Origin of the sequence: Fibrella aestuarina BUZ 2 (assembly GCF_000331105.1) — a bacterium.
In the GTDB taxonomy this organism is placed as follows: Bacteria; Bacteroidota; Bacteroidia; order Cytophagales; family Spirosomataceae; genus Fibrella; species Fibrella aestuarina.
Genome location: NC_020054.1, coordinates 2402380 through 2417738 on the forward strand (window position 1 = coordinate 2402380; position 15359 = coordinate 2417738).

Consider the following 15359-nt stretch of genomic DNA (forward strand, 5'->3'; position numbering starts at 1 on the left):
TACAACGAATGACAACGAATGACAACGAATGACAACGAATGACAACCAATGACAACCAATGACACTTCCTTATATCCGCTCGAAGACCAGCCGGTGATGGTCCATGGTTTCGCGCTCGAAGCAGACCCGGTTGGGGCTCACGCGGAACACCGCGATGAGGTCGCGGAAGGCCGGGTTGGTGAGCAAACGCGGCAGGAGGGAAGCGTAGAGCAGGTATTTCTCCAGGTCGAAAGCCCGGAAGCGTTTGCGCCACTGACCAATGGTTTCGATGTAATCGAGACGGCCGCTGCTTTCGGAAACCAGTTTGAAGTGAGCGCTTGCCGCCCGCTCGACCTGCTGGTAGCCGTAGGGTAACCACGAACCTGGAAACTGGGCGATCATTAGCGCGAGCGCGTAGGCGTCGGAGTCTTTGGGTGCGTCGAGGCTGATCTGATCATAATCGATCATGTTCTTGCCGAACACCATCGTCTGCATGTAGAACCGCTTGCCCTTGGGCAGGAGTTGCGCCAGATTGGCGAAGAAGTTGGCGTAAACGGCGTCCTGCTGCCCGGCTTTCCATTGCTCGATGGAGCAGAAATGTTCGAGCCCACCGATGCACGAAACGGCGTCGAACGTCCCGTAATCGGCGGGGGTGATCTGCCGACAGTCTTTCACCTCGACCGTCAGCCCGTTTTTGGTGCAGGCCGCCGCCTGAGCTGACGAGAGCGTGACGCCCCGGGCGTTGGCGCCCCGCCCTTTGATGTAGGTAAGAAACGGCCCCCAGCCGCAGCCCATGTCGAGCACCTTGGTACCCTGCCCGATCCCGAGGCTATCGGCAATGAACTGGTGTTTCTGGCGCTGGGCTTCTTCGAGGGTGAGCGTAAAATCGCCATTGTACATCGCACCGCTGTAGTCGCCGGTTTCGCCTACGCTACGCCGGAAGATAGTGTCGATGGTGGAGTAGGTAAACTCCAGATCGGATTGAGAAGCCATAGCCAGGTGATTAAGGGGCAGGTACGGGTTAGCCTGTTAATCGCCAAGGTAGCGTATTCTCCTGACTATCTGCTACTTATTTTCGGCCGAAATCGGCGGGGTTTTCACCCCATTCGGTGGTCTCCCATTTCAGGATCGCGTTGGCAAACCGGTGGGTCGTCAGCCAGGTTTCGGCGCGGTCGAGCAGTTCGAACAGCTCGGCGTTGCGGGGTGTGGGGTCGAGTTTGGTGTTGGCCTTTTTCTTTTTCACCCAGCTGATAGCCGTGCGCGAATCCGAATAGATGGGCAGGTTGCTGTTGCGCTGATGCAACAGGGCTAGCGCGTGCACGATCGCCAGAAACTCGCCGATGTTGTTGGTACCGTCGGGGTAGGGGCCGCGGTGGAAGATTTTCTCGCGGGTGGGCAGGTAGATGCCCTGGTATTCCATGTCGCCGGTGGCCGTGTTCCAGGCGGCATCCACTACGACACTATCCTCGATGGGTGGGCGTTGCAGGCTGCTGAGCTTCAGCTGTGGCGCGGTTTTAGGCTTGTTTCCCACGTACCGGCGCGGGTCGTCGGTGTAGGCTTTCATCGCCTCAATCTTGCTGTCGAACGACTTGTACAGCGCCTTATCGAACCCCTCGACCTGCTTGCGGCACACGTCCCAATCGTCGAACACGCCCGTTTGCCGTCCCTGCCACACCACGTAATATTTCTGCTTCTTCTTCGCCATACTGGTTAAACGCGAAGGCGCAAAGGTACACGCGAAGGGCGCAAAGAATACCATTCGACATCCTTTACGCCCTTCGCGCATTCTTTGCGCCTTCGCGTTTACGCTATCTTCTCCAGGTTCATGGGCAGGCGGCGGAGGCGTTTGCCGGTGGCAGCGAAGATCGCATTGGCCAGCGCGGGGGCCAACGGCGGCAGGCCCGGCTCACCCACGCCTTTGATCGTGGGGCCGCCGTCGGCCAGGATGTGCACCTCTACCTTGGGCATCTCGTTGATCCGCAGCATCCGGTTCGTGTCGAAGTTGGCTTGTTGCGCCTGCCCGTTGGCGAAGGTGATGCCGTCTTTGGTAGCGGCCACCAGCCCCATGCAGATGGCCCCTTCAATCTGCGCCCGTACCATGTCGGGGTTGACGACCGTGCCGAGGTCGATCACGCAGTACACCTTCTCGACCTTCACCGAGCCGTCGGCCTGTTTGGCCACTTCGACCACCTGACCGGCCAGCCCCGCGAAAAATTCCCACTGCGCCACGCCCCGGCCTTTGCCCACCGGTAGCGGCTTGTCCCAGTTCGACACCTCGCGCAGCTTCGTCAGCACGCGTTTGGCGTCCGAGTCTTTCGTCAGCAGCGACAGGCGGTAGTGCATCGGGTCTTTGCCGGCTTTGTGGGCCAGTTCGTCGAGGAATCCTTCGTGGGCGAAGGCGAGCGTGGTGCTCGTCACGGCCCGCCACGCCGCCATCGGGATGTGCGATTCGGCGTAGACGTAGCGGCTTTCCAGGTTCGGCAGTTCGTACTTCTGCTCGCCGATGCCTTCGGTCATGGTCTTGTCTACCTTCTTGCCGTCGTGGGGTTTGCCCAACGTGGCATCCAGCGATGGCGAAATGACCTTATGCTGAAACGCCAGCGGTTTGCCATCGGCCGACATCCCCGCGCGCATGGCCGAGAAGGTCATGGGGCGGAACGGGCCGAGTTGCGTATCGTCTTCGCGCGTCCAGATCGCCTTCACCGGCTTCCCGACGGCCTTGGCGATGTGGGCTGTTTCGAGCACGTAATCGGGGTACAACCGCCGACCAAACCCGCCGCCGTTGAACGTAATGTGCACCGTCACGTTGTCGGGGCTGATCTTGAACTCGCCCGCGAGCTGACTCTTAATGCCGCCCGGCACCTGCGACGACGTCCAGATTTCGACGGCATCCGGGGCGGTCCAGCTCACGAGGCAGTTCATGGGCTCCATGGGCGAGTGGCTCACCACGGGCGTTTCGTAGAAGGCTTCGAGCTGAACGGGGGCTTCGGCGATAGCTTTGGCAAAATCGCCCACGCTATGGTCAACGAGGCCATCGGTTTTGGCCAGGTCGCGCAGGTGCTGTTCATACTGCGCACTGCTGAAGGCGTCGTGCCCCTGATGGTCCCAACGTACCTGAAGGGCTTTCCGGCCCTGCAATGCCGCCCAGTATGTATCGGCTACCACGGCCACGCCCTCGAAACGGCGGCTTTCGAGCACCCGCTCGGCTTTCAGCACCTGCCGCACGCCTTTGATCTGCTTTGTTTTCGCATCGTCGAAACTAACGACCTTGCTGCCGAAGACCGGGCTGCGCTCGATGGAGGCGTAGACCATCCCCGGCACGCTCATGTCGATACCAAACTGCGCCTTGCCCGACGATTTCGCGGGTACGTCGGGGCGTCTGGCGTCTTTGCCCAGAATGACAAAATCGTTCGGGTCTTTCAGTTTCGGGTCCGTCGGCACGGGTAGTTTCGCGGCGGCTTCGGCCAGTTCGCCGTAGCCCAGGCTCCGGTTCGAAGCCTTGTGCAGTACCCGCGCGTTGGCGACGGTGCACTCGCTCGCGGGTACGTTCCAGGTATTGGCCGCCGCCTGCACGAGCATCTCGCGGGCCGAGGCCCCTACCTTGCGCATGGGCAGGTAATCGGTCCGCACCGACATGCTGCCGCCCGCAAACTGCGCCCAGCCGAACGCTTTCTGGCCGCCCGTCTGCCGGATCGTGACCTGATCAAGCGTGACGCCCAGTTCTTCGGCAATCAGCGCCGGGATCGACTGGAACGTACCCTGCCCGATTTCGGGGCGGGTGTTCATGAGAGTGATCTTGCCGGTGCGTTCAATAATGACGTAGGGCGTCAACTCGACCGGGGCGGGCAGGGCATCGGGAGTAGCGAACGTACCCAGCACGCTGGCGGCGTTGCTGGCCGACGTACCCAGCACAAAGGCCGCGCCCGTGAGGCCGAGGGTTTTCAGCACGTCGCGGCGGGCAACGTACCCAGCCCCTGAAGAAGTGGTTTTCTGGCTCATCGCTTACCGAGTTTAGCGGCTGTTTTGGGTAATTTCTGGGTCGTGTTCAACTCGGCCGATGCCGTGTGGATAGCCTGCCGAACGCGCACGTAGGTGCCGCAGCGGCAGATATTGCCCTGCATGGCGGCGTCGATATCGGCGTCGGTGGGTTTGGGTACCTGTTTCAGCAGGGCCACCGCGCTCATGATCTGACCCGACTGGCAGTAGCCACATTGCGGCACCTGATGCTCGATCCAGGCTTTCTGCACGGGGTGGTCGGCGTTCTTTGACAGGCCTTCGATGGTGGTGATTTTCTGCCCTTTCGCCGCCGAAACGGGCACGCTGCACGAGCGGATGGGCGCGCCGTCGAGGTGGACCGTGCAGGCCCCGCACTGCCCGATGCCGCAGCCGAATTTAGTGCCGGTAAGGCCCACTACGTCGCGGATAGCCCACAACAGGGGCATATCGGGGTCAACGTCGAGGGTCTGTGGCTGGTTATTGATGGTGAGTTTGACCGTAGCCATTGTTCTGGGAATAAGGAAGATAAGTTGCTAAGCGAAGGTCCGCAGAAAAGCCCATAGCCGGGCCGGGGGAAGGCGGACAGTTAATTCGGCTACAACAACCACAAATCTGGCTACGGCCGGGCGCGGGGCGGGGCGGACCTTCGTCCCAACCAAACCAGCACAATGTTATGATTTTAGTAACCGGAGCCACGGGGCAGCTAGGCAGCGCCGTCATTCAGCAACTCCTCAAACACGTACCGGCAAGCCAGATTGCCGCTTTTGTACGCGACCAAACCAAAGCCGACCACCTGCTCAACCAGGGCGTGACCCTGCGCGTGGGCAGCTACGACGACACCACCTCTCTCGAAGCCGCCATGCCGGGCATGGACACCGTGCTGTTGATCGCGGGAACCGACGAAGAAAACCGCGTGCGGCAGCACCAGAACGTGGTCGATGCGGCTCGGAAAGCGGGCGTCCGGCGCCTTGCCTACACGAGCCGGGCGCTGAGCGACCCGGCTACGCTGGTGAACCAGTTGATGAACGGCCATTTCCAGACCGAGGCGTTGATTAAGGCCAGCGGACTGCCCTACACGCTGTTTCAGAATAGCCTGTATATGGATGCCATCCCGCAGTTTCTGGGCGGCAACGCCATTTTTGAGCGGGGCATCAACGTACCTGCCGGGCAGGGGCGGGTGGCCCTGGCGTTGCGTAGCGAGATGGGCGAAGCCATCGCCAACGCCCTGGCTACCCCGGCCGAAGGCAACCGGACGTACCGCCTGACGGGCTCTACGGCCTACTCGTTTGAAGACATCGCCGCCGCCCTGACCAGCCTGACCGGCAAGCCCGTGACCTACACCCCCGCCGACCCGATCCAGTTCAAAAGCCAGTTGATCGGGCGCGGGTTGCCGGCCGTAATGGCGCAACGCATTGTCGGGTTTATCACCGACATTGCCAACGGACAGGAAGCAGACGTAACCACGGATCTGGAAACGCTGCTCGGCCGAAAACCCACCTCCCTCACCGACGGGTTACGGTTATTGTATACCTTGTAGGGTGAGTTGTGAAAGGTGAAATAAGCTTTTTTGTCATCCCGGCGAAGGAGGGATCTTGACGGTCCCTTGCTTGTGATTGAGGGAATGTCAAGATCCCTCCTTCAGCTGCGCGCCCCGGTCGGGATGACAAAAAAAGCTAGTCAACTTGTGAGTAACCAATAAGTTAGGTTGCAAACTGCTCGTAGCCAGTAGTAGTTAAATCGCCAAAATTCTGTCACCCTATGCCAACCGACTCGCTGCACCGAAACGACACCCTGTCGGCCTACCATAAACTGGCGGGCCTGCCCAAACCCGCGCACCCGCTCATCAGCGTGGTCCGGTTTGAAGACATTCGGCCGCAGTGGGTCGAGAAGCCAAAAAGTCTGGTGAACAATTTCTATTCGATCGCCCTGAAACGGAATTTCAGCGGGCGACTGACCTATGGCCAACAGCCCTACGATTTCGACGAAGGCGTGATGGTGTTTCTAGCCCCCGGGCAAGTGCTGACCGTTGCGGAGGAGGCGACGCACGAGCATTCGGGCTGGCTACTGCTGATTCACCCCGATTTTCTGTGGCACACGCCCCTGGCCAAGACCATCCGGCAGCACGACTATTTCGACTATTCGATTCGGGAAGCCCTGTTTCTGTCGGAGAAGGAGGAAGCCATCATCGTCGGTATCATGCAGCAGATTCAGCAGGAGTATCAGGCGCTCATCGACACGTTCAGCCACGGCATCATCATCGCCCAGCTCGAGGTGCTGCTCAACTACGCCGACCGGTTTTACCAGCGGCAGTTCATCACCCGCAAAATCACCAACCACAGCCTGCTCGACCGCTTCGAGGCCATTCTGGACACGTACCTGCGCAGCGACGCCCTCCCAACAGGCGGAGTACCCACGGTGGGCTACATGGCCGCCCAACTCAACCTGTCGCCAACGTACCTGAGCAGCCTGCTGAAAACACTGACCGGACAAACCCCGCAGCAGCATATCCACGACAAGCTGATCGATAAGGCCAAAGAGCAGCTATCGACCACCCAGTTATCCGTGAGCGAGATTGCTTACGGCCTGGGCTTCGAGCACCCCCAATCGTTCAGCAAGCTGTTCAAAAGCAAGACAAACGCCTCCCCCCTCGAATTCCGCCAGTCGTTTAATTGATTGTCTTTGCAAAATTGAGGTTTAGAGATAAACTTATGATTTTCCGAATTTTCTAAATGCCTGTATGAATTGATATAGAAAGAATGTAATGAAAATTTTAGAAATTCCTTCGCAAACTCTAGTATAGTTACTGATTTGAGAAGGATCGATCTCTTTTGTGTTTAATAATCCACTGATTATGTATTCTGGTTTGTGTAATGGATTGACGAATTCGAAAATATAAGACAAGATTCTCCTAAGTTCTGCAAAGTCATTTCCTAGTCTAAACCCTAACGAGTAACAGAATAGAGAAAAGAAGAATATTGACGATAAAACGATAGATATAAATGCCACGCCTATGTCATGACCATAGAAATTACTTTTCTTATTTAAGAATAATATAAACTTGTCGAAAAAATTTGTCCAGTTTGACCACATTGCCAAACTTTTAAAATGCTCGTCGTATTCATAAGGTGACAATGACATTTCTTGGATTTTGTCACCACTTTTGCTATATGCTAATTTGAGTTGTTTTATAGCATCTCTCGCCCCCGTGTGATCTATTTTGTTCTCTCCAATAATCTTTTTAGGGGCAGGACACATCGATAAATTGCAGTCTGATATTTTGCTGTCGATAACAGATATATGTTTTAATGAATCAAAAGCTACATTAATGAATTCAGATTTTCCTAAATCTGAGCTTAAAATTTCAATGATTGAGTTTTTGATAAATATATTATGTAGCTTTAACTTGCCATTGCAATTGAAATTTCGAAAGTTAATCAATTCAGATATCTTCAAATCTTTTAATATAGATGATGTTGATTTCAAATCACCAGCCAACCTTAATATCTTTAGGTGAACTTTATTAATTGTTAACTGGTCATTTATGTCATTGTTAAAAATTTTATAATCTAATATATCTATTGAGGAAAAACTAGATTTTTCTGAAGCAATTTCTTCGCCTATTACAACTTTATTTGAGGATGAATAAATATCTAACGTAGCGATAGTAGGAGTGATGATATTAATCTTATTAACCTGACAGTTGAGTATTGTCGTTTTATCTCCTTTTAAACCTCTACACAAAATTTCTTTACCTTCTAATTTTTCAAAATGTAAATTTTTGTATCCCTCTAAGGATATGTATGAATTGCTAGCTTTAATATTATGTAATCTTATATCTGATAAGGACTGGCCTGAAATATGTAATGAGCTTGTAGAAATATCCGCCAACTGTAGCTTTTTCTTAAATATACAATTGTTAAAGCCAATGGATTTAGTCGCTGTATAGTTAGATATAAGTAACTCACCTTCGAAGGTACAGTGAGACAAGCTAATTCCATCACTGTAGCCATATTCTCCATCGATGGTAACATCACCAATAATAACAAATGAAGGTTTGATGAAGTCCTCTAATTTTTCGACCTTTCTATGACTTAAAGGAACCTTGTAAAAATAATCAGCAAAGTTAAAGTTATAGTAATAGGGTGAGGGTATAGTTAAAGAGCTATCTAAGCTACTTTGGTTTAATCGGCTTGCTTGCATAGCGCTAAGCCTTTGTGAATCTTCTAAAATTTCTTTCACTAATTCATCACTATCTGGGTTAATTTTTTTTAGGATGTTAATAAATTGAGAAGATGATAACTCATATACGTAGGCAGACGTGTAAACCATAAATTACGATAGTTCAGTATTATTAGTGTTATAAGGCTCGACTAAAAAATTAAAATATAATCCAAAAATATACCCCCTCCAAATTTAAAATTTAGAGGGGGTATCAATCTAGTGGAGACGCAGGGAGTTGAACCCTGGTCCAGTCAAGGAAAACGTCGCGCTTTCTACATGCTTAGTGGTGATTAGGGTTGTCGGGCGGCAGACTGGCTCACCACTGGCCTATCTGACACCTTACGTTGTTTTGTCTCGCTTCTTGTCACAACGATTAACGAAGCCAGCGCTGCAGATCGACGCCTCCTGATCCAACCGGCAGCACGTAGGTCGGGGAGACGATGGCATTTGCTAAATCCTCCGGATTAAGCAGCCATGGCGTAGTTATACTCGCCAGTTATTGTTTTGGTGATTTGTTTGGACGGGAACTGTCACCCACTCCCGGCATGCTTACACGCGCTTTCAGCAAGCTGTCAATTCCAGTCGCCCCCAGGTTGTGTACCGATATAACCCGGCGCTACGGCCAAAAGTTTCACCCGCCTGCCCCCGTTCGGCGGCTTACGTGTCGCCCAAAAGAGACTACGCTGCCGGTAGGCTAAATTTGTTTAAACCATATTAAACAAAAAGCGTTAACTTGACTGACGTTTCCTCTTCCCCGTAACAGCTTGCCATACGGGCTCCGGCCCACCGAAGGCCATGATCCTTACGCCTTTTGAAACCAGCCTCTACAGGCAACTGGCTCGCTTCTTCGGCGACTATGAATTCGCCTTGCTGCCTGAAAAAAAGCAGTTCCGCCGCATCACACCTACCGGCTTCCAAAACGTTATCCTGTCACCGTCTTACTACGGCGACACCACGCTGCTCGACGTCAACTTCGGCTGTCGCAATGAGCAGGTCGAGCAGATTGCCCAGCAGTTTCTGCCCACCCTCACCGATTTCCGGGCCGACGCCAACACGCTGCTCATCTCGATTGGCAAGTACCAGCAGGTGACACCCCCGCGCTACAGCATCCGCTCCGACTTCGAGCTGGAAAGCGTATGCCGCCAAATCATGGAGTTCTTCACAAACGGCGGCTTCCAGCAGCTCAACGACACCTGTTCGCTCCGCAGCCTCGACCGCATCCTGAACGACGATCCGGCGCATCCCTGCCCTTACGTATATAACCAGACGTTCCGCTGTTACAAGGGGCTCACCGTCGCCAGCCTGACGCACAATCCGCATTTTCTCGGCCTGATCGACCTCTACCGGCACCAACTCGACCGGCAGTCGCCCAACGCTTACGAACAAATCAACTTCGACCGCCTCGTTTCGTATCTACAGCACTATTCGGCGAATTAGGGGAAAGGAAGGGCTAGGTATCAGTCATACACACGCGCCAGCCCCTTTCCTCATTTCACAAACCCAGCGATGGCATCCGCGACGGCGGGGAGAATGGCGCTGTTGGGGGCGGTGTAGCTGGCGACGTTACCGGCGCGGTCGGCGGGACCAGCTTTCAGAACGTGATTCATGCCGTCAATAAGCAGCAGTTGGGCGTCGGGGCGGGCGGCTTTGAGGCGTTCGACCTCGCTCACGGGCACCTGAATGTCGTGCCGCCCCTGAATAAGCAGCACCCGTCCTTTGTAGGCCTGTAGGCTCCGGGCGGGGTCGTACCGCATCCACGAGATCAGGTATGGCTGGTTGATGGGGCTAAACAAACTGGCCAGTGGAGCTACCGGCTGCTGCACACGCAGGCCCGCCCGCAGGGAGTCGAGGTCGCGGTGGGCGAGGGCGAGGTCGTTGCCCGTCAGGCCCCCGTCGGCAACCTGCGTTTTCAGGACGTCGGCGATGTTTTGCCCCGCCCCGGCAATCGACACAAACCGATCGACGTTGGTTTGTGCCGCCGCCAGCATCCCCACCAGCGACCCTTCGGAATGCCCCGCCACGATCACCCGCGAAAACCGCTTGTCGGCCTGCAACTGCCGGATCAGGCCAACGGCGTCGCTCACCACGTAGTCGAACGACAGCCCCGGTTTGATTAGTTGCGTGGCCGCGATAAAGCTGTTGGTGCCGCTGAGTCGTTTGTCGTAGCGCAGCACCGCCACCCCCCGCCGGGCGAGGCTGTCGGCCAGTTGGCGGTACATGTTGAGGGTGAGGCCCGGCGCGTTGCCGTTGCGGTCGGTGGGGCCGCTACCCGCAATCAGCAGCACAACCGGCAGGGGCTGGGTGGCGTTGGCGGGCAGGGTGAGTGTGCCGCCCAGCGTGACACTGACGCCCGCCGGTTGGGTGATGGGGTAGCTGACGGGCTCTTCGGTCTGGGCGAGCGCGTGGCCGGCGCCGGCCATCAGCAGCAACCCCACGCACAGGCCCTGCTTAAAGAGCCGGTAGGAATACGCCACCGGGATGAGGGCGAGCACCATCGGCACCCCAACGGCCAGCCCGATCTTGAACGACAGGGGCAGGAAGAAGTTGATGACCAACGCCAGCAGCCCACCCGCTACCCAGAGCTTGCCCGCAAGGCGGTGCGTTTTGCGCCAGTTGACCTCGCTGTTGAGCGTCCAGGGCGTGCGAATGCCCACGAGGTAGTTTCTGGGTACGTTCAGCAGGACGTTGCCAATGCCCGCAAACAGCAGAAAAACCGTCGAGAGAATCAGGTTGATTACGGCGGCACCGGTTTGCTGGGTGTGGATGATGTAGAGAATGACCGAAGCCAGCCCCACCAGAAAGACGGTCATTGTGAGGCGCATCGGCCCGTAGATCGTCGGGGTGAGGTGGCCGGTGGGGTCGATGCTGGGTAACACGCGCAGCAGGCCGTAGAGCAGCGCCATCCCCACGGCCATCCCAACAGCCAGACCCTCTTTCGTCGAGTAGCCGTTGGGTTGCCCGCTCGGGCCAAAATGAGTCGCCACGTCGGCGGGGAGTTGGTTATAAATAAGAGCCAGATAGAGCAGAGGCAGGGCCGTCAGCGCGATAAAGACCCATTCGGGTCTGGGCGACGGCGTTGGTAGGTTGGTAGACGAAGACATACTGGTAAGGGATGTGTCAGGTAGGTGATGATTGATCGGGTGAAGCGGCGTCGGGCGCGGGCGGCGACGTGTTCAGCACCGATGATCCCGTAAAGCCCATCAGCCAGGCGAGCAACTCGTCGAGCACGGTGGTGTTGAGCCGATACGTAATAAACTGCCCCTGTTTGGTGGAATCGACGAGGCCCGCCTGCCGCAGCAGATCGAGGTGGTGCGAAATGCTCGGCTTGCTCATGGCGAACTGCTCCGCGATTTCGCCTGCTGTCAGATCGCCCTGCCGAAGCAGTTCCAGCATCTGCCGCCGGGTGGGGTCGTTAAGGGCTTTAAAGAGCGTATTCATTGCATACTTATATAATTAGCCACATGTCTAAATACTAATCGAAAAAGCAAGTAAGGTTGTGATGAATGGTTCAGAAGAAGGATTTGGTATGACGGAGACAGCGATTAGCGAATGGGTAGCTAACGCGAAGCTTCGTATAGCGTCCTTCGATTACAACACAAAATTCAGTAAGCCAACTATCGAGCATAACCGGGTTACCTAGTTGATAGTGAGCAATTTGCTTGTTTTTTGTCATGCCGGTTTTGTCATCCCGGGTTTTGTCATCCTGACCGGGGCGCGCAGCCGACAGGAAGGATCTTGATGTCGCCTAATTCGCTAGTAAGGAGGCTTCAAGATCCCTCCTGTCGGCTGCGCGCCCCGGTCAGGATGACAAAAGCCCAGGATGACAAAAACCCTAGGACGGCAAAAAAACAGTTACGCCTCGAAAATGACACTCATAGCTTAGGTTAGCTAGTTGGACCCGGTTACAGATAAGCGCTGAGCTGCTCGCGCAGGTACGTATTTAGCTGGGTGCGGGGTACGCCCAGGTACGTGTCGAGAGCCTGATAAAGGCTGGCATCGCTGCGGCCCGCGTTCATGACCTGCTTGAGCAGTGGGTAGCCGCCTTTCTGGTGGATCAACTGGCAGAGCAGCCCACCCAGCGCGTAGCGGTAATCGGTATATTCGTCGAGGTTACGCAGGGCAAACAGGTTGGCGAGGTTCAACTCGGGGTGCTGAGCCAGGTACGTGGCCGTGCGTTGCAGATGCCAGGCAAGCGGCTGCCCCCGACTGCCGCCCAGCCAGGTGGCTATCCCCTCGACTACCCACGGATGCTGATTGGGGAAGTGTGGATTGAGCAGCACGTGCACCACCTCGTGGGGGTAAAACTCCCCCAGTCCACTGCAAAAGACGCGGTTATCGACGGCCCGGCCGGTGGGCTTGCTGGTGCCGCTGAGCGTCGCTTCGTAATCGATCCCGCGCAGTTGGCGCAGCTCCTCGGCGGTATCGGCGAGGTAATACTCGATGGGTTGCGGCGGTACCTCAAAATCGCGGCACAATTGATCGATAAAGTCGGTCAACTGCCGGGCTTTGCGTTTGTCAAACGCGTGGTAATGCGGAAAATAGTACTGCACATGACCCACGCGCTGCCCCTGCCATAGTCTGTCGCGGTTGATGGGCAGGGCGTTGTAGAGTTGCCAACGGCCGGTGCCGTCAGCATTGCCGGGGCGGGCGTAGACGTTGGTGATGGCGACCAGGTTCGGGCTGCGGCCTTTGGGGTTATTCCCGCCAAACAGCGATTTGATCTGGTACAGCCCGTTGTAGTTGACCACGCTCAGAATCTGCACCGGATAGCCCCGGTAGAGCGTCGGCTCAAACTCGCGCTCGAGCAGATCGAACCGGCCACCAAAGGCCGCCGATGCCCTTTTTTCGGCGTCGTTCCAATACGGATTGTCGTAGAGGCTGTCGGGATGCGCGCGCAGGTACGTTGTCCAGAGAGCCACCGCCTGCCGAATGTCGGCCTGCGTGGTATCGACCAGCGGGTGCAGCGAAATGCTCGATTGGGCAACCGATTGACCTACTGCCAGCAGGCTGATGAAAAAGGCCTGTTCCCACCCGCTGCGCCGTCGCTTCATCGAACGGTGTCGCGTTTCATGGTACCCTGGCTGGAATCGGGTGGCAGGGGTGCCTTATCCATGTTGCGTTTAGGGTCGGGCACGGTGCCGTATTTGGGGCTGGGCATGGGTTTGGCGGTGCCCCGGCTGCGGCGCGTGGGCATCGTTTCGGGCTTTGGCTGCGGCTTTTTAACCATCATCGAATCCTGCGCCTGCGCCGCCGTAGCGACCAGCAGCCCAAGACCGAGTAAGAGTGCGTTGATTTTCATGGCGTTGAGTTGGGGTTGACCCGGCCCGACGGGGTTGCCGGGCGGTCTATCTAAAACGCTCAGACTGATGCGGTTGTTGCCAGAAACCGATCCAGCAGGGCAACGTACCCGGCAATACCAGCCTCGATTTCGTGGAGGAAGATGAACTCGTCGGCGGTGTGGGAACGCTCCGAATGGCCGGGGCCGCACTTGAGCGACGGCACGGGCATCAGCGCCTGATCCGACAGGGTAGGGGAGCCGTAGGTGGTGCGGCCCAATGCCAGCCCCGCCTGCACCAACGGATGCTCGACGGCAATGCCCGACGACCGCAACCGCACCGAACGGGGCGTTACCTCCGCCGTGGGTACGTTGTCGCGCACGATGGCCAGTACCTCTTCCAGCGTGTATTGCTCCGTCACGCGCACATCGACGGTGAAGGTGCAGGTGTCGGGCACCACGTTGTGCTGAGAACCCGCGTTGATGATCGTCACGGTCTGTTTCACCGGCCCTAGTAACGGCGACACCCGTGTGTACTGGTACGTCTGAAACCAGTGAATGGCGGGCAGCGCCTTGTAAATAGCGTTATCGCCTTCGTCGCGGGCGGCGTGTCCGGCCCGACCACGCACGGTGCAGTCGAGCACCAGCAGCCCTTTTTCGGCGATGGCCAGTTGCATCTGCGTTGGTTCGCCCACGATGGCCAGGTCAATCGTTGGTAGGTCGGGCCAGAGTTGTTCGATGCCCCCGCGCCCCGAAATTTCTTCCTCCGCACTCGCCGCCATCACCAGGTTATGCGACAGGTCGGCGCGGTCGTAGAAGTGCACGAAGGTTGCCAGCAGGCTCACCAGACAGCCGCCCGCATCGTTGCTGCCCAGGCCATACAGCTTGCCGTCGACCACGGTGGGGCTGAATGGGTCGCGGGTGTACGAGGCGTTGGGCTTTACCGTATCGTGGTGCGAATTGAGCAGCAGCGTCGGTTTGGCGGGATCGAACTGGCGATTCTGCGCCCACACGTTATGCCCGTTGCGCTGGTATGGAATTCCGTGCTCGGTCAGGTACGTGGCAATACGATCGGCGGTACGGCCTTCGTCCCGGCTGAGCGACGGGATGGTAATGAGGTCTTTCAGCAACGAAACGGCGTCGTCTATAAGCGCAGGCGGGAGATTCATAACCGCGAAAGTACAGGGAGAATGTATAATGTATAATGAGTGATGTATAATGTATAATGAGTGATCAATGTCTGGGTAGGGCGGCCGTTACCCAGTAGACGCCCGTGTGCCTTCCAGCTTCATCGTCATTATCCATTATCCATTATCCATTACCCATTACCCACCACCTTCGCCGTGACCAGCAACTGCCCGGTATGGCGCATGCTGTGCTCGGCGGCGTGGAAAAGCAATCCGCCCACGGTAGACGGTAGCCCGGCGCGGCCAACGGGGCGGAAATCGGGCAGGGTGGCCGGGTCGGTCTGGCACAGCGCAGCCAGGGTGCGGTCGGTTTGCTGGCTCAGGCGATCTAGCAGCGCGGCAACGGTGTCTTGTCCGGCGGTGGGGTGGCCTTCCTGTTTGAGGGCGGCAAACTGCGCGTCGGTCAGGGCTTCGTGGCGGGCGTAGGTAAGCATCCGGTCCTGCACGCCGGCGATGTGTTGCAGATGAAAGCCCACCGACGCCAGCCCGGCGGGACGTACCCAGAGGGCCGAATCGGGGAAACCGACGAGGGCGTGCCGGATGTCGTCGCGGGCCTGCAACAGCGCGTGAGCAGCGGGTTGCAGCAGGGCCGGTACCGTTTGCCCCGACCCGGCGGGGTCGGTCAGTGGGCCGCGGAGCCAGTACTCAGGTACGTTGGTTGGCTGATTCATGGTGAGTTGTGGTTTTGTATCTTCGTAACA

Annotated in this window: 14 protein-coding genes and 1 other RNA gene; 3 read left to right on the forward strand and 12 right to left on the reverse strand. The window is 56.7% G+C overall.

Features of this window, described 5'->3' with window-relative positions:
• Positions 1-69: 69 nt before the first annotated feature.
• The 4 genes from FAES_RS09875 to FAES_RS09890 all read right to left on the reverse strand — a co-directional run bounded on the left by FAES_RS09875 (position 70) and on the right by FAES_RS09890 (position 4481).
• Entirely contained in the window at positions 70-972 is a 903-nt protein-coding gene (locus FAES_RS09875) for an SAM-dependent methyltransferase (protein WP_015331059.1), read from the reverse strand.
• A gap of 76 nt (positions 973-1048) precedes the next feature.
• Positions 1049-1684, reverse strand: a complete 636-nt coding sequence (locus FAES_RS09880) for a ribonuclease H1 domain-containing protein (RefSeq protein WP_041257729.1) — start codon at positions 1682-1684, stop codon at positions 1049-1051.
• 98 nt (positions 1685-1782) lie between these two features.
• The gene (locus tag FAES_RS09885) at positions 1783-3978 is read right to left on the reverse strand and encodes a xanthine dehydrogenase family protein molybdopterin-binding subunit (protein WP_015331061.1); all 2196 of its coding nucleotides are present in this window, start codon (positions 3976-3978) and stop codon (positions 1783-1785) included.
• A complete protein-coding gene (locus tag FAES_RS09890) occupies positions 3975-4481 on the reverse strand; it encodes a (2Fe-2S)-binding protein (RefSeq protein WP_015331062.1) in 507 nt (168 codons plus the stop codon). The genes FAES_RS09885 and FAES_RS09890 overlap by 4 nt, the downstream gene beginning before the upstream one ends.
• A 167-nt stretch (positions 4482-4648) precedes the next feature.
• Here FAES_RS09890 and FAES_RS09895 point away from each other — a divergent pair, with 167 nt between their 5' ends.
• A complete protein-coding gene (locus FAES_RS09895; protein ID WP_015331063.1) occupies positions 4649-5512 on the forward strand; it encodes an SDR family oxidoreductase in 864 nt (287 codons plus the stop codon).
• A gap of 221 nt (positions 5513-5733) precedes the next feature.
• Positions 5734-6648: a helix-turn-helix domain-containing protein gene (locus tag FAES_RS09900; protein ID WP_015331064.1), complete on the forward strand. Its 915-nt coding sequence runs from the start codon at positions 5734-5736 to the stop codon at positions 6646-6648.
• A 33-nt stretch (positions 6649-6681) separates the two neighbouring features.
• On the opposite strand, the gene FAES_RS09905 is transcribed toward FAES_RS09900, so the two are convergent.
• Complete coding sequence (locus FAES_RS09905) at positions 6682-8304, reverse strand: hypothetical protein (RefSeq protein ID WP_041257731.1); 1623 nt, start codon at positions 8302-8304, stop codon at positions 6682-6684.
• Positions 8305-8413: 109 nt separating this feature from the next.
• Positions 8414-8786: a transfer-messenger RNA gene (gene ssrA, locus FAES_RS29415) on the reverse strand.
• A 205-nt stretch (positions 8787-8991) separates the two neighbouring features.
• On the opposite strand from ssrA, the gene FAES_RS09910 reads away from it, so the two are divergent.
• Positions 8992-9633 carry a hypothetical protein gene (locus tag FAES_RS09910; protein ID WP_015331066.1) on the forward strand — a complete coding sequence of 214 codons (642 nt, stop codon included), beginning with the start codon at positions 8992-8994 and terminating at the stop codon, positions 9631-9633.
• Between the two features lie 50 nt (positions 9634-9683).
• Here FAES_RS09910 and FAES_RS29545 read toward each other — a convergent pair whose 3' ends face one another.
• From FAES_RS29545 to FAES_RS09940, 6 genes are all read right to left on the reverse strand, one after another.
• Positions 9684-11297: an alpha/beta fold hydrolase gene (locus FAES_RS29545; protein WP_015331067.1), complete on the reverse strand. Its 1614-nt coding sequence runs from the start codon at positions 11295-11297 to the stop codon at positions 9684-9686.
• Positions 11298-11313: 16 nt separating this feature from the next.
• The gene (locus FAES_RS09920; RefSeq protein ID WP_015331068.1) at positions 11314-11634 is read right to left on the reverse strand and encodes an autorepressor SdpR family transcription factor; all 321 of its coding nucleotides are present in this window, start codon (positions 11632-11634) and stop codon (positions 11314-11316) included.
• A 464-nt stretch (positions 11635-12098) separates the two neighbouring features.
• Positions 12099-13247 (reverse strand): hypothetical protein, encoded by a 1149-nt coding sequence (locus FAES_RS09925; RefSeq protein ID WP_015331069.1) that lies wholly within the window; start codon positions 13245-13247, stop codon positions 12099-12101.
• The gene (locus FAES_RS09930; protein ID WP_015331070.1) at positions 13244-13495 is read right to left on the reverse strand and encodes a hypothetical protein; all 252 of its coding nucleotides are present in this window, start codon (positions 13493-13495) and stop codon (positions 13244-13246) included. The genes FAES_RS09925 and FAES_RS09930 overlap by 4 nt, the downstream gene beginning before the upstream one ends.
• A 59-nt stretch (positions 13496-13554) precedes the next feature.
• Complete coding sequence (locus FAES_RS09935; protein WP_015331071.1) at positions 13555-14640, reverse strand: M20 family metallo-hydrolase; 1086 nt, start codon at positions 14638-14640, stop codon at positions 13555-13557.
• 149 nt (positions 14641-14789) lie between these two features.
• Positions 14790-15329, reverse strand: coding sequence for a DinB family protein (locus tag FAES_RS09940; RefSeq protein WP_015331072.1), 540 nt, complete (start codon positions 15327-15329; stop codon positions 14790-14792).
• Positions 15330-15359: the final 30 nt, after the last annotated feature.